At 55.7% G+C, this 17,667-nt stretch carries 15 protein-coding genes; 9 read left to right on the plus strand and 6 right to left on the minus strand.

Going from position 1 to position 17,667, the window contains the following annotated elements; genetic code table 11:
• Positions 1–14 precede the first annotated feature (14 nt).
• Entirely contained in the window at positions 15–1,361 is a 1,347-nt protein-coding gene (locus tag ACI9KD_RS08420; RefSeq protein ID WP_414980720.1) for an alanine/glycine:cation symporter family protein, read from the minus strand.
• A gap of 132 nt (positions 1,362–1,493) precedes the next feature.
• Between ACI9KD_RS08420 and ACI9KD_RS08425 the strand changes: the two genes are divergently transcribed.
• Together ACI9KD_RS08425 and ACI9KD_RS08430 are read left to right on the plus strand one after the other, a co-directional pair.
• A complete protein-coding gene (locus tag ACI9KD_RS08425) occupies positions 1,494–1,934 on the plus strand; it encodes a VOC family protein (protein ID WP_414980721.1) in 441 nt (146 codons plus the stop codon).
• The gene (locus ACI9KD_RS08430) at positions 1,915–2,829 is read left to right on the plus strand and encodes a DUF6279 family lipoprotein (RefSeq protein WP_414980722.1); all 915 of its coding nucleotides are present in this window, start codon (positions 1,915–1,917) and stop codon (positions 2,827–2,829) included. The genes ACI9KD_RS08425 and ACI9KD_RS08430 overlap by 20 nt, the downstream gene beginning before the upstream one ends.
• 56 nt (positions 2,830–2,885) lie before the next feature.
• Here ACI9KD_RS08430 and argA read toward each other — a convergent pair whose 3' ends face one another.
• From argA to ACI9KD_RS08445, 3 genes are read right to left on the minus strand one after another with little or no spacing between them, the layout of a single operon-like run.
• Entirely contained in the window at positions 2,886–4,238 is a 1,353-nt protein-coding gene (argA, locus tag ACI9KD_RS08435) for an amino-acid N-acetyltransferase (protein ID WP_414980723.1), read from the minus strand.
• Positions 4,239–4,258: 20 nt separating this feature from the next.
• Complete coding sequence (locus tag ACI9KD_RS08440; RefSeq protein WP_414980724.1) at positions 4,259–5,536, minus strand: inorganic phosphate transporter; 1,278 nt, start codon at positions 5,534–5,536, stop codon at positions 4,259–4,261.
• 28 nt (positions 5,537–5,564) lie between these two features.
• Entirely contained in the window at positions 5,565–6,239 is a 675-nt protein-coding gene (locus tag ACI9KD_RS08445) for a DUF47 family protein (protein ID WP_414980725.1), read from the minus strand.
• A 188-nt stretch (positions 6,240–6,427) separates the two neighbouring features.
• Here ACI9KD_RS08445 and ACI9KD_RS08450 point away from each other — a divergent pair, with 188 nt between their 5' ends.
• From ACI9KD_RS08450 to ACI9KD_RS08480, 7 genes are read left to right on the plus strand one after another with little or no spacing between them, the layout of a single operon-like run.
• A complete protein-coding gene (locus tag ACI9KD_RS08450) occupies positions 6,428–8,203 on the plus strand; it encodes a GspE/PulE family protein (RefSeq protein ID WP_414980726.1) in 1,776 nt (591 codons plus the stop codon).
• A 47-nt stretch (positions 8,204–8,250) separates the two neighbouring features.
• Entirely contained in the window at positions 8,251–11,178 is a 2,928-nt protein-coding gene (gene glnE, locus ACI9KD_RS08455) for a bifunctional [glutamate--ammonia ligase]-adenylyl-L-tyrosine phosphorylase/[glutamate--ammonia-ligase] adenylyltransferase (protein WP_414980727.1), read from the plus strand.
• 13 nt (positions 11,179–11,191) lie between these two features.
• On the plus strand, positions 11,192–12,118 hold the full coding sequence (locus ACI9KD_RS08460) for a branched-chain amino acid transaminase (protein ID WP_414980728.1): 927 nt from the start codon (positions 11,192–11,194) through the stop codon (positions 12,116–12,118).
• 47 nt (positions 12,119–12,165) lie between these two features.
• The gene (locus tag ACI9KD_RS08465) at positions 12,166–13,011 is read left to right on the plus strand and encodes a lysophospholipase (protein ID WP_414980729.1); all 846 of its coding nucleotides are present in this window, start codon (positions 12,166–12,168) and stop codon (positions 13,009–13,011) included.
• A 34-nt stretch (positions 13,012–13,045) separates the two neighbouring features.
• A complete protein-coding gene (gene rfbD, locus ACI9KD_RS08470) occupies positions 13,046–13,942 on the plus strand; it encodes a dTDP-4-dehydrorhamnose reductase (protein WP_414980730.1) in 897 nt (298 codons plus the stop codon).
• The gene (gene rfbB, locus ACI9KD_RS08475) at positions 13,935–14,999 is read left to right on the plus strand and encodes a dTDP-glucose 4,6-dehydratase (protein ID WP_414980731.1); all 1,065 of its coding nucleotides are present in this window, start codon (positions 13,935–13,937) and stop codon (positions 14,997–14,999) included. The genes rfbD and rfbB overlap by 8 nt, the downstream gene beginning before the upstream one ends.
• Positions 15,000–15,057: 58 nt before the next feature.
• Positions 15,058–15,930, plus strand: coding sequence for an aldose 1-epimerase (locus ACI9KD_RS08480; protein WP_414980732.1), 873 nt, complete (start codon positions 15,058–15,060; stop codon positions 15,928–15,930).
• Positions 15,931–15,959: 29 nt separating this feature from the next.
• On the opposite strand, the gene rfbC is transcribed toward ACI9KD_RS08480, so the two are convergent.
• A complete protein-coding gene (rfbC, locus tag ACI9KD_RS08485; protein ID WP_414980733.1) occupies positions 15,960–16,508 on the minus strand; it encodes a dTDP-4-dehydrorhamnose 3,5-epimerase in 549 nt (182 codons plus the stop codon).
• The gene (rfbA, locus tag ACI9KD_RS08490; RefSeq protein ID WP_414980734.1) at positions 16,498–17,403 is read right to left on the minus strand and encodes a glucose-1-phosphate thymidylyltransferase RfbA; all 906 of its coding nucleotides are present in this window, start codon (positions 17,401–17,403) and stop codon (positions 16,498–16,500) included. The genes rfbC and rfbA overlap by 11 nt, the downstream gene beginning before the upstream one ends.
• Between the last annotated feature and the right edge of the window lie 264 nt (positions 17,404–17,667).

Below are 17,667 nucleotides of genomic sequence, written 5' to 3' on the forward strand. Positions count from 1 at the left end.
CTGACCCACTCGTCTCAATAGGGGTGGCGAGCAAAGTAATCCCGACCAGCGGCCACGACGCGAGGCGCGAGTACTAGCGTACTTATCATTGTGGGTATGGCCATGAGGCCATAGGCGCCAGAAATAATATTGAACACCATATCGATACTCACGCTGGCACCGACTATCACCGTGGCCACAAATACCCAACGAAAATGGTGTTGTAGATGTGCCCCGAATAAAAAGCCAAAGCACTTGGCTCCGTAGTACCAGCCGGTAAACATTGTTGTCGTGCTGAGAATCAGGGCGACGAAAGCCAGAGGTATTAAACCGATTCGGCCCATCTCACCGACAAAAGCGTTGGCTGTCAGCGTGATTCCTGACAATTCTCCCGGCACTTGCCACTGACCCGTGAGCAGAATCACAAGGGCTGTGCAGGTACATACCAGCAAAGTGTCGATCACCGGTCCGAGCATGGCGACCAGCCCTTCCCGAACAGGTTCGTTGGTGCGTGCCGCGCCATGCGCCATGACCTCTGTTCCCACACCCGCTTCGTTGGAGAACGCGCCACGGCTGATGCCAATGAGCAAGGTGCCAATAAACCCGCCGCCCGCTGCTTGGGGCGTGAATGCCTCGCTTACGATGCTCGCAAATACCGCCGGAACCATAGATGCATTGCTGACAATGACATACAGCGTCATCAGCATATAAATCACCACCATGCTCGGTAGCACTGTTACAGCGACGCTGGCGACTCGAGGCAGTCCTCCAAAGATGACTCCGGCCACCAAGCTTGCAATGCATACACCGATCACAGGACCACCCCAGCCAGGCATGTTCCCTTCAAAAATCGTGTCACCCACAAGAGCTGTCAGCTGATTTGCCTGAAACAGGGGCAGCGTGCCTACAAGACCGGCCACCGCAAATAGAATCGCCAGCGGATAGAACTGTCTCGGCAAAGCTTCCCGAATAATGTACATGGGTCCGCCTTGTAACTGTCCAAGGCTGTCTTCGCCGCGATACATCACGCCAAGTGTGCAGGTGAAAAATTTTGTGGCGACACCGACGACTGCAGATACCCACATCCAGAACACTGCTCCGGGCCCGCCGGCGACGATTGCCAGAGAAACACCGGCGATGTTACCCAGACCCATGGTCCCCGACAGTGCGGCTGCCAGTGCCTGGCCGTGGGACAACTCACCCGCTTCGTCCGGTGTGTCGTGACGTCCCAACATAATGCCCACGGCATGGCCGAAGTGCCGATAGGGAAGGCCTCTGGAGTAGATAACAAAGAACAGTCCTCCCCCGAGGAGCAGGGCTACCAAAGGCGTTCCCCAAACGGCATCAACGAATCGCTGTGAAAGTTCTTCTAAACCGAGCATGCCTTGGCCACCATGAGCAAACGCCGCACATTAGCACAGGCTAAATACGACTTGCGGCTTCCCCTGAGCGAAAGACCCGTTATGATCTTCAGCGTAACAATACTGATTGAGTAATGTTGATCTGGAGACATCATGCCGAGCACTGCGTTTCATCTAGCACTCCCTGTGGACGATCTTGAAGCCGCTGCCAGCTTTTATGGTGAGATTTTAAACTGCCCTCAGGGGCGGTCTTCACCACGGTGGATTGACTACGACTTCTATGGGCATCAGTTGGTAGTCCATAAGGTCGAGACTAAAGATTTACCGGCGGTAGCGCGCAACCCGGTAGATGGAGAAGCCGTTCCCGCCAGTCACTTCGGTGTCGTGCTTGATTGGAGTGATTGGGATGTGCTTCAGCGCCGTTTTGAGGAGCGGGGGGTCGGCTACGCTATTGCACCGGCCACAAGGTTTGCGGGGCGTCGCGGTGAACAGCGGACCTGTTTTGTGCGCGACCCCGCGGGTAATCATCTGGAGTTCAAATGCTTTCGGAATCCCGAGATGCTGTTCGCCACCGATGGCTTTGAGTACGAGTGACCTTCGAGTGATCTCTCCGCTTAGGCAGAGACTGCGACCTTGGCGTCGGTATTTTCTGTGGTCGTTTTTGCTGTTTCTATCGGCCTGCAGCAGTACGACATTTTTCTACAACCGCCTCGATTTTATTCTTCCCTGGTATCTGGATCGCTATGTTGATCTGGAGCGTGCGCAGTCCCAAAAACTGGATATACAGCTGGAAGCATTGCTCGACTGGCATCGTCGCGAGGAGTTGCCTCGTTATTTGGATTTCCTGGACGATATAGCCGAAGATCTCGCGGCTCCGTTGAGCGTTGTACAGCTACAAAACTATGCTGATCGTGCGGAGCAGGCCTGGCTTCGCATTCGCGACCCTGGCCTTGAGTTCCTGCTTCGTCTTGGTGAGGATTTGAGTGATGAGCAAATAGAAGACTTCATTGCTGTGATGGCTAAGAAGCAAGCCAAGTACGAGGGCAAGTATCTCGATCGCGACGACAAGGAAATGCGTGAAGATGTTTTTGAAGGTCTGGAGGAAACGCTCGAGGATTATTTGGGACGCTTAGACAAGCCTCAGCGAGAGCGTCTGCGCACGGCAACAGAAGACCTTCTGCGCTCAGATACTGTCTGGTTGCAAGAACGCAGTGCCTGGACCGCCGAGCTTGCTCAGGCACTGGAGCGCAAGCCTGGCTGGCAGCAGCGGGTGACAAGGATTGTTTATGACTGGGAGGCTGATCTCGATCCTGAGGTCGAGGCACTCTATGACCACAACACCACCGTGGTGCGAGCAGCGATTGTGGATGTGCTGAACAGTCGCAGCGAAAACCAGGGTGTTCGTCTATACAAAAAAATTGACGGGTTCCGCGATGATCTTAACCTTCTTATCAGCCAGGGTCAGAGCCAATTAGCGGCTAAGCCCTGATTCAGGCGGCTGCTAGCCTGGCGAAGTATCAGGGCTTGAGAGCCAAGGCTTGGGCGTTACGAGCGCTGTGTCAGCGTCTTGGAAAAGACTTTGGAATTGCGCTGTAAGTTGTACAGGGCCTGCCGGGAGGGAGGCAGCGTATCCAGAGAGCTTTTTGCAAATCCTTGCTCCAGAAACCAATGCGCCGTTTGGGTCGTCAGCACAAACACCTCGGTGAGACCTTGAGTTCGGGCTTCTTGCTCCAACTCCTGCAAGAGACGCGTTGCTCGTTGCTCTCCGCGATAGTCCGGGTGCGAGACGATACAGGCCAGTTCAGCGCTTTGTTGCTCCGGGAAGGGGTACAGCGCGGCACAGGCAATGGTGCGGCCATCTCGTTCGAGAATTCGAAAACGGCCTATTTCTGCCTCGAGTAGTTCCCGGGAGCGCTTGAGTAATACGCCTGCTTCTTCCAGTGGCGCAATGAGTTCTAGAACACCACCCACATCTGCAATGCTGGCCCAGCGGGATTGTTCATAGGGACGACTTGTTACCAGGGTGCCGCTTCCGTCTGTGGTGAAGAGCTCACTTAGGAACGCGTCGGGATCTTCGAAACTGACGATGTGGCTCCGGGGAACGCCGGCATGGCAAGCTGCACAGGCCATACGCAGTAAGCGGGCTTCTTCGCTATCCGTTGGAGCAACTGCGGCCTGCTGGTCAACTGCATATTGTTTGATCAAGAGCCCATCGCTGTCATGAACGCCCGCGCTGCGGCCGAGAATAATCAGCTTATCGGCTTTTAAATCCCGGGCTGTACTGATCGCGACGTCGGCGAGGCTCAGGTTGAACGCTTCTCCGGTGGGCGAATAACCCAGAGATGACAGCAGCACCAGGTTGCCGCCGTCCAGTAGTGAATCAATACCTTCGCTGTCAATGCGCCGAACCCGACCGGTCAAATGATGATCTATGCCGTCCACCACGCCCAAAGGTTGAGCCATAACAAAATTACCCGACACTGCCCGCAGCTTGGCGCCTTGCATCGGTGAGTTTGGCAGGCCCAGGGACAATAGCGCCTCTAACTCTATGCGCTGGGCACCGATCACCTGAAGCACATGCGGGAGTGACTCGCTATCGGTAATACGTTGTTCCCGGTGCAAGGTGCTCTTAACCCCGTGGTCTTGCAGGCGCTTGTCGATTTGCGGCCGACTGCCAAAAACCAGGACTAAGCGCACGCCAAGACTACGCAGCAGTGCTACGTCGTGGAGCAGCCTCGGCAGTGCAGCACTCTCCTGCACCGCTCCGGGTATAACGATGACAAAGGTCGAGCCGCGATGCCGATTAATGTAGGGCGCGGTATTGCGGAACCATGAAATGGGGGAGCTGTGTTGGTCAGTCATATTCCGAGCATCGGTGAGCTGTGGCTGAATTGCCATGGATATCGGGCGTCGAGGGTTTAGCCAAAAATACCGCGTAGCGTGAAGAAGAAAATAATAGCGAGTATGGCGCCTGCGGGAAGCGTGATGAGCCAGCTCAAAAAAATCGAGCCAATGACGCGTAAATCGATCGCTGCAATACCCCGGGCGAGACCGACGCCAAGTACTGCGCCCACTAAGGTATGGGTGGTGGAAATAGGCAGTCCGGTGGCTGAGGCAAAAACCACTGTGCTTGCTGCAGCAAGCGTGGCCGCGAAACCTCTAGAGGGGGTGAGTTCGGTGATCTTGTTACCGACAGTGGCAATCACCTTCCACCCGTAGGTGGTCAGACCAACAACGATTCCCAGAGCACCAATAAGGAGAATCCACCCAGGCATTACGGTGGTCGCATTCACCGCGCCGCCGGACTGGACAACGCTCGTGATCGCTGCGAGTGGCCCGATGGCGTTTGCCACGTCATTTGAGCCGTGCGCAAAGGCCATGGAGCAGGCGGTGAACATCATCAACACGCCAAAGACGCGTTCAACGCTGGCAAAACGATTGTTCTCATCGGGTTCGAAGCGGATTCTGCGTAGCAGCAACGCGCCGATAACGGCGACGATGAGGCCAATGGTGAAAGAGAGCGGGATGGCATTCGCAAACTTTGATCCCAGTCCGTAGTCAAGTTCGAGGCCCAAATGCTTTAAGCCTTTGAGCAGGGTTACCATGGAGATCATAAAACCCACGATCCACATATAGATGGGGATGAGTCGTTTGGCGCGGGTAAACGGGTCGTCATGGTCGAGAATGAACACTTTGACGCTCGTAAACAGCGCAAAAGAAATGATTCCGGCAAGAACGGGTGAAATGATCCAGCTAATCGCGATGGTGCCGACTTGGCTCCAGTTTACGGAATCTACGGAGATGCCCACGGCTGCGAATCCCACAATAGCACCGACAATAGTATGCGTCGTGGATACAGGCCAGCCACGGACGCTGGCAATGAGTAGCCAAGTGCCTGCGGCAAACAGGGCCGACATCATGCCGTAGACCAACAATTCCGGAGACCCTTCTAAAAGGCCGGGGTCGATAATGCCTTTGCGGATAGTCTCGGTGACTTCTCCGCCTGCGAGATAAGCACCAAGAAACTCAAAAACGATCGCGATGAGAATCGCTTGTCGAATGGTTAGCGCGCCAGAGCCGACGGAGGTCCCCATGGCATTGGCTACGTCATTCGCACCAATGCCCCAAGCCATGAAGAATCCAGCTATACACGCAAGGCCCAGGAATTGTGGGCCGTAGGCAGCAATAATTTCCAAGATCTAGTATCCGTAGGTTCAGTTCAGACTAGCGTGCCAAGAGCAGTTCAAGCTGCTCACCCACTTCCCCACAGGCATCTCCCAATTCGGCAAGTGCAGCGGCGATCTGGTGATAAAAAACTGCGTCGAGGACCGGAAAACTGTCCTCGACTTTGCTGAGTTGACGCACCAGGCGCTGTTGCTGCGTATCACAGCGCCGCACCTGACGCTCTAGAGAACTCAGCATCTTCGCTATAATTTTACGCTCGTGTTTCCCAAAGCCCTGACTGATCAGTTCATCGAGCTCACGGATTGCCGTTAGTGCCTCACCCACCGTCGCCGCTAAGAGACTGCAGAGCTTGTCGAGAACCGTCCGAAGTGGCGCAGGGAACTGCATGCCTCTCAGCGCAACGGGCCTGGCGATCTCTCGCACGCAAACCGTGATGCGATTTTGGATATCCAGGAGCTCCAGGAGATCTGAACGCGGCACAGCAAGGAGCAGGCTCCGCGGGAGATGTTGACGTATCTCGCGGCGTAGCTTCCTGGCTTCAGCAGTGGTGTTGTCGATCACGCTGTGGATCGCGGCAACGCGCGTCCAGTCCTGGTCCGCGCTAGCGGACAATAACTCACAGAGTAGCTGCACGGTCTCCTGCGCGAGCTGCATATGTTGCTGGATTGGCACGATCGGTGATCTGCCAAATAGCTTGCCCAAAGGACTCGTCATGAAACCGAAATCTCTAGTCTCGCGAAGTTGCGGAGTATAGGGCCTGTTTGTGTCATCTGTCTTGCTTCGGATTATGAAATATGACCTTACTATTAATAAGGCTTTATTGCTGCGAAGTCGAGAGTCTGAGCATCCGCCTGTGATAGCATGCGCAGGCGCCATTAGCCGTGAAAACAGGGGTTTTTTGCATGCTTAAGCCGGAAACTAGCGAGTCGTCCGAGCGCTTGCTTACGCTTAAGGCCTTGCTCGAAGGGTTGCTTACCGACGGTCGAATCGCTGCGGGCGATCTTCGTCGTTTACAGGGCCTGTCACCGGGCGTCATTCATCCTTTGGTGTTTCTCGCCGAGCAAAAGCTCAAAGACCTCGAAAATCCCGACCAGATACTTAATATGACGGGCCTGCTCGCCTGGTTGAGCGACCGTAGTGGCCAGGCGGTCCTTGAAATTGACCCACTGAAGATTAAGGTGGCGGAGGTTTCCGAGGTAATGTCCCGGGCGTTTGCCGAGCGACACCGCATTCTTGCGGTGGACGTCAGTGACAAAGAAGTCGTGATCGCCAGTGCAGAGCCCTATCAGCGCGCCTGGCAGGTCAACCTGGAGCAGGTGCTGCGCAAACAGATTCGTCGCGTCATTATCGATCCGCGCGACTTGCAGCGGTACACCGCTGAGTTTTACACCATGGCCGGGTCGGTGCGGGGTGCGCGAGCGGCAGGCAAAGGCGCTGCCACTGGCCGCATCAGCAATCTTGAGCAGATGCTTGAGCTTGGATCCATGCGCGAGCCAGACGCGAATGATCAGCACATCGTCAGTATTGTAGATTGGTTGCTGCAGTACGCTTTTGAGCAGCGTGCCAGTGACATACACATTGAGCCGCGTCGCAATGTCGGCAACGTGCGCTTTAGAATCGACGGTGTTCTGAATACCGTGTACGAGTTACCCGAGCAGGTCTGTGCCGCGGTGACCAGCCGCATCAAGATCCTGGGCCGTATGGATGTTGCCGAAAAGCGTCGTCCCCAGGACGGTCGTCTCAAAACCCGCAGTCCCGAGGGAGCCGAAGTGGAATTGCGTCTCTCCACACTTCCCACGGCCTTCGGCGAAAAGCTGGTAATGCGTATCTTCGATCCCGAAGTGCTGCAAAAGAGTTTTGAAGCCTTGGGGCTGGCTGATGACGACCTGGTCCGCTGGCACGCGATGACCGGCACGGGGAATGGCATTGTACTGGTGACCGGTCCCACCGGCTCCGGTAAGACCACCACGCTATATTCCACGCTGCGACAGCTAGCGACCTCCGCGGTTAACGTTTGTACCATCGAAGACCCCATAGAAATGGTCGAGGGCTCGTTTAATCAGATGCAGGTCAATCATGGGATTGATTTGGACTTTTCCACCGGGGTGCGGACCCTGATGCGCCAGGACCCCGACATCATCATGATTGGTGAGATTCGGGATCTGGAAACTGCCAACATGGCGATTCAGGCGGCGCTGACCGGACACCTTGTCTTATCCACCCTGCATACAAATGATTCGCCCAGCTCGATTTCTCGCATGCTGGAACTTGGTGCGCCGGCGTATCTTGTAAAAGCGACCCTGCGCGGCATCATGTCTCAGCGACTCGTGCGCATTCTCTGCGATGACTGCAAACGGGCAAAGCCTACCGATATCGATGGTTGGCGGGAGCTCGTGCAGCCTTTTGACATCCCGGCTCCTAAAGAGATCTACGAGGCCGTGGGCTGTAAAACCTGCCGGGATACGGGCTATCGCGGTCGCCGGGGAATCTACGAGGTGCTGGTCAATAGCGCCGCGATTCAGGAAGAGATCGTGGCGAATATCAATACCGCGCGCCTTCGTGATACCGCTTTTAGCGAAGGTATGCAGTCTTTACGGGTTAGTGGGGCCGGGCGTGTTGCCCTCGGTGAGACCACCGTGGAAGAGGTGCTGCGAGTTGCTCCCGCGATAAGCCAGTAAACCATGGCCGGGCTTACTTTTGGCTTTGCGTCTGGGGCAATGAGCCTATGATTGAACAGGTCGTTTTGCCTGAGCTTCTCAAGGAGACGGTGCAGCAGGCCTGGGCAGCTATTCTTGATGCCGCGGAGCCTGTAGAGCGGGCGGAATTAGAGTCACTGCTTACACTCGAAGGTTTCCCGCAACAGTTGGCCACCGTGCTTGCTGGATCCCGCTACGTTGCCGAGAGTTTCCGGCGTAGACCGTGGTTACTTGTGCAGCAATGCAATGCTGGGCAGTTTGCAAGGTCCCTGCGAGACGGCGATCTCGAATCTGGGCTGGGCGACTTACTTGCCTCCAGTGATGAAGAAGCCGGTGTTGTACTGCGACGTTTTCGACAGCGGCAGATGCAGCGGATTATCTGGCGTGACCTTAACCGTTTGGCGCCCACCCTTGAGACCGCGCGGGACGTTTCCTGGTTGGCGGATGCTTGCATCACGCATGGCCTGAAACACTGCACGGCAGAACTCGAAGCCAAGTACGGGCAGCCCCGGGGGAATGATAGCGGCGAACATCAGGAGCTTGTCGTGCTGGCTATGGGTAAGCTCGGCGCTCGTGAACTCAACCTCTCTTCAGATATTGATTTGATTTTTACCTATCCCGAGAGAGGTGAAACGCAGGGTGCTGATCGCTCCATCAGCAATGAAGAGTTTTTCACCCGCGTGGGCCGGGCGTTCATCGCTTTGCTTGATCCGGTGACTGCCGAGGGTTTTGTGTTTCGTGTGGACATGCGTCTGCGGCCCTATGGAGAGAGCGGCTCCTTGGTTCAAAGCTTTGCGGCACTGGAGGCCTATTATCAGGAACAGGGAAGAGACTGGGAGCGCTATGCGCTGATCAAGGCCCGGCCAGTCACTGGCCAGAACAAGTTTCGAGACACTCTCATGGCTTGCCTGCAGCCTTTTGTCTACCGTCGTTACGTCGACTACAGCGCAATAGAAAGCCTTCGTGCAATGAAGCAACGCATTGTGGCTGAAGTTCGTCGTCGGGGATTACAGCGAAACGTCAAGTTGGGCAGCGGCGGGATTCGAGAAATCGAGTTCATCGCGCAGTGTTTTCAGCTCATTCGCGGCGGGAGAGACAGCAGTCTGCAGCGTCGGGAGTTATCACTTGTGCTTGCTGAGTGCGCTCATCTGGGTTGTCTTCCACAGGAGGTGGTCGAGGAGCTACAGGCGGCCTACTTGTTTTTACGCGATGTTGAACATGGGATTCAGGCATGGGAAGACCGGCAAACGCAGGAGCTTCCTGATCAGGAGACGGCCTGCGCGGCCCTCGCCCATTGCATGAGGTTTCCTGACTACCCCGCATTTATGGTGGTCCTTGATGCACATCGCGAGCGCGTGGCAGGGCACTTTGCCGCGCTCATTGCGGAAGCCGAGGATTCGACTCCGGCGCCGGAAAGTGAGGGCTTGTGGGGTGCTGACTGTGACCCTGAGCAATTGGCGGATTTGGGTTTTAGCGATGCGGAGGGTCTTGCCGGGCGTCTGCGCACGCTGTTTGAATCCCGACGGGTGCAAAGCCTCCAGACAGAAGGCCGAGAGCGTATTGATCGGTTTATGCCGCTGTTGCTGGAGGCCTGCGCAGAGTCCGAGCATCCCGACCTGGCGCTGGAACGCGCCTTGCCCCTGGTCAGTGCTGTGGCCCGGCGAAGCGCTTACTTATTGTTGCTTATTGAAAACCCGCCCGCGCTTGCAGACCTCGCAGCGTTGTGTGGGGCCAGTCCCTGGATAGCAGAGCAATTGAGTACACGGCCGGCACTCCTGGATGAGCTGCTCGACCGTGCGAGCCTCTATACAGCACCAGAGCGAGAGACACTGCAGTCTGAGCTGCGTCAGCAGCTGGCGAGATTGACCGTTGAAGATCTTGAAGGGCACATGGATGCCCTGCGGTATTTTAAAGCGTCCCAGGTCCTGCGAGTCGCGGCGAGTGAGCTCTCGGGCCGACTGCCATTAATGAAGGTCAGTGACAAACTCAGCTTTATTGCCGAGGTCTGCTTGGAGCAGGTGCTTGCCCTTGCCTGGGCTCAACTTTCTCTGCGCTACGGTGAGCCTGCGCGAGAGAGTACTGGGCGCGGTTTTGTCATCTTGGCCTATGGCAAGCTTGGGGGTATCGAACTGAGCTACGCCTCGGACCTTGATTTGGTTTTTATCTACGATGCAACAGCCGGTGGATATACCGACGGCGAACGATCCATAGATAACGCAACCTTCTATATCCGACTGGGTCAGAAAATGATCCATATTCTGGAAACTCGCATGGGTCTGGGCCAGCTCTACGAGATTGACATGCGCCTGCGGCCATCCGGTGCTTCAGGCTTGCTGGTGTCCACGCTTGCCGCATTTGAGCGATATCAACGAGACGATGCCTGGACCTGGGAACATCAAGCCCTGGTTCGGGCGCGGCCGGTGGCGGGTGACGACGTGCTTGCCGAAAAGGTCGAGAACCTGCGCAGGAATATTCTCTGTGTACCCCGTGATCCCGCTGATCTGGCCCGGGAGGTTGTGTTCATGCGGGAGAAGATGCGCAGTCATGCCCAGGTGACTGCCGAGGACTCAGAGTTGGATCTCAAACAGGGCTTCGGCGGTATCGTAGATATCGAATTTATGGTGCAATATAGTGTTCTCGCCTGGGCATCTCAAGATTCGTCTCTGGCCGATTGGTCAGACAATGTCCGTATTCTGGAAACGTTGGCCCACAGTGGCTATTTGCAGAAGGAACAGTGCCAGGCTTTAGTACAGGCCTATCTCGAATTGCGAAGCGCTACGCATCAGTTGGCGCTACAGCAGCAGTCGCGGAATCTGACAGGCGCGCGGTTTGCCGCGCAGCGAAGCAGCGTACAGCTTGCTTGGGAGTCGCTTTTTGCGAACGTCCAATGGGATGAAGAAACAGCGCCGACGGAAGCTGAGAATGTGCTCAAGCCCGACGGAAAACATAAACAGTAAGTAGGAGAACAACATGGATTTTGCGGATCGCGACGGCACTATTTGGCTCGACGGGGAGATGATTCCCTGGCGTGAGGCCAAGGTGCACGTGCTGTCGCATACGCTGCACTACGGACTTGGGGTGTTCGAGGGCGTGCGCGCCTACAAGACGCCCGATCGCGGCAGCTGTATCTTCAGGCTAAATGATCACACGGACCGCCTTTTTAATTCGGCAAAAATTCTCGCCATGGATATGCCCTTTGATAGGGAAACCCTGAACGAGGCGCAGCGTGATGTTGTTCGTGAAAACAATCTGGAAGAAGCCTACCTGCGGCCCATGTGTTTTTATGGATCGGAAGGCATGGGTTTGCGCGCTGACGGGCTTAAGACCCACGTCATGGTCGCAGCCTGGGAGTGGCCCTCTTACATGGAACCGGAAGCTGTGGCCCGGGGTATCAAGGTGCGCACCTCGTCCTTCACGCGGCATCACGTGAACATCACCATGTGCAAAGCCAAAGCTAACGGCAATTACATTAATTCGATGCTAGCTCTGCGCGAGGCATTGGATTCTGGTGCGGAAGAAGCCTTACTTCTGGACAATGAGGGTTACGTTGCCGAGGGCAGCGGTGAGAATGTATTTATTGTTCGTCGGGGCAAGATTCATACGCCAGAGCTGACTTCCTGTTTAGAGGGTATTACGCGGGCTACGATATTCGCCTTTGCCGAAGAGTTGGGTCTGGAGGTTTTGGAGCGACGCATTACTCGAGATGAGGTGTATGTGGCTGACGAAGCGTTCTTTACCGGCACCGCAGCAGAGGTTGTTCCTATACGGATGCTTGACGGCCGCGAAATCGGTAACGGCAGTCGGGGTCCGATCACCGAACAAATGCAATCGATGTACCTCGATGCGGTGCGCGGTAATCGGCCGCAAAATTCGGATTGGCTAAGCCCCGTTGCGTGATCAACTAGCAAGCGGATACAAACCTCAAGCTAATAAGAGACAAAGCCATGAGTGAAACCGCCAGCCTTGCAGTACAGGAACTGACTCTGGATAGCGGCGTGTTTTATCGCCGCTGGGATCTTGAGTCGCCTCGGGCCGTCGCCCTCATCGTGCATGGACTAGGCGAGCACAGCGGCCGTTATCAGCATGTTGCTGAGGCGCTGGCGGCGCGGAATATCGCGAGCTTCGCGCCCGATCATCCGGGCCACGGCCTGACGCCGGGGCACCGTTGTTTTATCAACAAGTTTGAGGACTTCTACCCTGCTCTGGATGCTCTACGAGAGCGGGCTGATGTTGACTATCCTGGAGTGCCTTGTTTCATTATTGGCCACAGTATGGGTGGTCTCATTGCGGGAAATTATCTAATCGAAAAGCAGTCGCGGTTCGCAGGTGCAGCTTTCTCTGGAGCAGCCTTCGAGGTGCCAGTGCCTCCCAGCGGCTTTGCGATCTTTATCAACAAAGTGCTGGCATCGATAGTTCCAAAGCTGGGTGCCTTGCAGTTGGATGCCAGCGAAGTCAGTCGTGACGCAGACGTTGTGCGCCGGTATCAGGAGGACCCGCTGGTTCATAGTGGGAAAATCACTGCACGTTTGCTGGTTGAGTTGTTTGCTGCCATGGAGAACCTGCAAAAGCGCTGCAGTGAAATCGAACTACCCGTGCTTGTGATGCATGGTGAGGGCGATGTCATGGCTGCGGTCAGTGGATCGCAGCACTTTTTTGACGGGGTAGGAAGTTCGGATAAGACCCTGCGTCTGTATCCGACCTTGTATCACGAGATTTTTAATGAACCGGAGCAGGCCCAGGTGTTGGGTGAGCTCGGAGATTGGCTCGAAGCGCATAGTCAGACGGTTTGAGCTATGACGCCTAGCCACGCAAACGGCCTTAGACATGCCTGAGCAACTGTTGTCCAAGGTGATGGTGACGGGCGCGGCGGGTCAGCTCGGATCTGCGCTGTGTTTGAGCGCACCGTCATCTGTCGATGTCTGTGCCCTGAGTCGGACCGATTGTGATATCTGTGATCCTGCCGCCGTAGAGGCGGCGCTGGATGCACAACGCCCTCAGTTAGTGATTAATGCCGCGGCCTACACTGCGGTGGATCGCGCCGAAGAAGATTCAGCCGCTGCCTTTGCTGCGAACGCGGAGGCTCCGGGCGTTTTAGCACGCGCCTGCGCGGCACGAGGCATTCGCTTTTTTCATGTGTCCTCCGATTTTGTCTTCGATGGCTCGCGTAGCTCACCCTATCCTGTGGACGCATTAACCGCGCCCTTGGGTGTCTACGGTCAAAGTAAGCAGGCAGGTGAGCAGGCGACGTTGAACTCAGGCGCTGATTGTCTGGTCTTGCGAACCGGCTGGGTGTATTCCCACGATGGTCAAAACTTTATGCATACGATGTTGCGACTCCATGGATCCCACGATGAGATCAGCGTGGTGTCGGACCAAGTGGGTACGCCTACTGACGCGATATCACTCGCCGGTGCTCTGTGGGCTGCGGCGGACCGTCCCGGTTTATCGGGGATTTATCATTGGAGTGACGCAGGGGTATGTAGTTGGTATGACTTTGCTCTGGCCATTGGCGAAGAAGCCTACGCTCTTGGCTTGCTGACCAACCTGGCGGCAGTGAAGCCCATCCGCACCGAGGATTACCCTACGCCGGCTCAACGCCCGGCTTATAGCGTGTTAGATAAAACCCAGAGTTGGCAGGACTTTGACATACTGCCGACGCACTGGCGCAGTCAACTGCGCGTCGTTCTCACACGACTCAAGGAGGCCGACCATCATGCCTAAGACCTTACTGGTGACCGGAGCTGCGGGGTTTATTGGTTCAAACTTTGTGCACTACTGGTTGGCGGCGCACCCCGATGATCGTGTTATTGGCTATGACGCACTGACCTATGCGGGGAATCGTGCAAATCTTGCCGCCGTCGAGGCCCGGGACAACTTTAGTTTTGTGCATGCTGATATCTGCGATGAATCCCGGGTCACACAGCTCCTGCGCGATGAGTCGGTTGATACCCTCGTGCACTTTGCCGCGGAAAGTCACGTTGATCGCTCTATCACGGGTCCCGATGCTTTTATAGAAACCAACATCATCGGCACGCACAGCTTACTCAAGGCAGCGCGCACGGTTTGGTTGGAAGGAGACGGAAAACCACACCGCTTTCATCACGTGTCCACCGACGAGGTTTACGGCTCCCTGGCGCCGGACGCGCCCGGTTTTTTTGAAGCCCAGCAGTACCAACCGAATTCTCCCTACTCTGCTAGCAAAGCTGCATCAGATCATTTGGTGCGCGCGTATCAGCACACCTATGGACTTCAGGTCAGCACGAGTAACTGCTCGAACAACTACGGTCCGTTTCACTTCCCGGAAAAGCTCATTCCCCTGTGCATGACCAATATTCTGCGTGGCCTTGAGTTACCCGTGTACGGTGACGGGAGCAATATTCGTGACTGGCTGTATGTAGAGGATCACTGTCGTGGTATTGATCTTGTGCTCAACAAAGGCCAGGTCGGCGAGAGTTACAACATTGGCGGCAACAACGAGTGGAACAATCTGGCTATTGTGAATTTGCTCTGCGAACGCCTCGATGCGAGATTTACGGCAGACCCGTCCTTGCAAGAACGTTACCCCAATGCACCGCAATGCCGCGGCGAACCAGCGAATAGTCTTATTCATTTTGTGACGGATCGAGCGGGCCATGACTGGCGCTATGCGATTGATGCGAGCCGGATTATGAGCGAGCTGGGCTACGCGCCCGCAGAGACTTTTGAGACCGGCATCGAGCGCACGTTGGACTGGTATCTCGACAATGAAAGTTGGTGGCGTCCTCTGGTCCAGGCTTAGCGTCGCGAGAGCCTCAGAGCTGTCGGCAGGCGAACCTTTGATCACAAGTTCGAAAGCCATGAGCACCCTATACCTAGAGCATGCTGACTTGCGTGTGGAGATAGCTCCCGAGGCCGGCGCTTCGCTCCTATCCCTTCAGTCGCTGCACAATGGCAAATACCGTGATTGGCTCGTCGACGATGGGCTTGCTGCGTCCATAGGTGTGCCAGCCTGTTTTCCTCTCATTCCCTTTGCCAATCGAATTACGGACGGAGAGCTTGAATTAGGGCGCCATCGACTAGCCGCCAATCGCCCTGACTTGTCGGCGTATCCGATTCACGGATACGCGTGGCAGAAGCCCTGGGTTGTAGATAGTGTGGGGCCAGACTCTCTGCGGCTGAGCTATGACGGCAGCGATGATGCCTGGCCCTGGCAGTACCGCGCTCAGCTAAGCTGTGTTCTCACGCCCGGGGAACTGCGAATGCACCTAAAATTGGTGCATTCCGGCTCGGGTCAGATGCCGGCGGGACTGGGCTTGCATCCGGCTTTTCCCAGCGCTGGCCTGCTTAGCATTCGGGGCGCGACGGGGGCTTTTTTACCGATTGATAAAACGGGATTGCCCACGGCCTATATACCCGGAGCACCACAGTGCGAGGCATTGGCGATGGGTCAGCTGCCAGCTTTGGGAATCGATAGTGATTTCGACGGCTGGCAACACAAACTGCGCCTGGAGTGGAGTGATCGACAACTCGAACTGTCAGCCGATCCCATCTTCACGGCGATGCATATTTTTCGGCCCAGGGATAAGCCTCTGATTTGTGTGGAGCCTGTGACCCACTTGACTGCTGCGATGGCATCACGGCGATTGCCGGCGGTGGCAGCGCCTACTTTACTGGCCGCCGGAGAGACATTGGAAGGCAGTGTGGTTTTTCGACTCTTGGGACCGTACTAGTTTTGTGTGCTGTGAACCGGGATACGGCGCTAAGGAAGTCGCGGGGCGTCCACAAATGCCATGCCGGCCTGGTCCTTGCCAGACAGTGAAGGTGCTCTACCGTCTACTAATGGCCACTCTATCCCTAAGCTTGGGTCATCCCAGGCAATACTGACTTCGTTCTTTGGGTCGTATTTATCGGTGCACTTGTATTGGAAGTCCGCAAATTCAGAGGTGACGTAGAAGCCGTGCGCAAACCCTGGCGGCACCCAAAGCATTTGCTGGGACTTTGCATCCAGAGTCACGCCATACCACTGACCTAAGGTAGGTGAGTCCCGACGTAGATCTACGGCAACATCAAACACACTGCCAGCTGTGACTCGCACCAGTTTTCCTTGGGTGTGATTAGTTTGGTAATGCAGCCCTCGCAGAATCCCCTGGGCAGAGCGACTATGATTGTCTTGCACAAAATGCAGATCAAAGCCCGCCTCGCGGAACACTTTGGCGTTCCAGCTTTCCACAAAAAATCCACGCTCATCGCCAAACACCGAAGGCGTCAACAGGTAGACGCCTGGCAAGGGCGTGGTATCAAATTGCATTTCGAACAGCCCCTTCCTCGCGAAGTAGCCCTATCAAATACTCGCCATAGCCGCTCTTGATAAGCGGCGCAGCCAGTGCCTGAAGGGCTTCTGCATCGATATATCCCATGCGATAGGCGACCTCTTCGGGACAGGCGATCTTGAGACCCTGTCGCTCCTCTACCACGCGAATAAAGTTGGCCGCGTCGAGAAGTGAATTGTGGGTGCCGGTATCAAGCCAGGCGGTTCCGCGGCTCATTACTTTGACATGTAGGTCACCGCGCTTGAGATAGGCGAGGTTCACATCGGTAATCTCCAGTTCACCCCGGGGTGAGGGTTGTATGTTCTTAGCGATGTCGACGACGTCATTGTCGTAGAAGTACAGACCAGTGACGGCATAGTGAGAACGCGGATTGGCTGGCTTCTCTTCGATATTGCTTGCCACGCCCTCGCTGTCAAAATCAACAACACCGTAACGCTCTGGATCGTTCACATAGTAAGCAAAAACCGACGCGCCATTTTGTCGCTCTGCGGCATGACGCAGGCTCTTTGAGAAGCCATCGCCATAAAAGATGTTGTCCCCTAAAACCAGACTTACGGGGTTATTAGCCACAAAGTCAGCACCGAGAATAAATGCCTGCGCCAAGCCATCGGGGCTAGGTTGCACCGCATAGCTGATATTGATGCCCCACTGTTCACCGCCGCCGAGTAAATCGGCAAACGCTTTTTGGTCCCGGGGCGTCGTGATAATCAACACATCGCGGATGCCAGCTTCCATTAGGGTCGCAAGGGGGTAGTAGATCATCGGCTTGTCATAAACCGGCATTAGCTGCTTGCTCACCGTGCTGGTTAACGGGTGAAGTCGGGTGCCCGAGCCACCGGCGAGAATAATGCCTTTATAGGCTGTCCCGCTCATACTGTTACATCCCTGAGTAATCCAGAAGGTTCTAGTATATCGGTCGCGCTTAGGGGCTGTCGTGTCACGGGCGCCCTGTCTGATCAGATTTACTCAGGGCTGGGACTTGAATCACATCAACCGGGAGGCAATATCTGAAAACCATCGTACTTCAGTCGCATCGGCCGGACCGATTAGCGGCTTGGATAGGGGACTGCTGTGCGTCGGTAAGTCGTTGGGCGTCGCATCGGGGTTTCGATTACTTACTCAAGGGGGACGTTCTAT

It is taken from the genome of Congregibacter sp. (assembly GCF_047617445.1).
Lineage (GTDB): Bacteria > Pseudomonadota > Gammaproteobacteria > Pseudomonadales > Halieaceae > Congregibacter.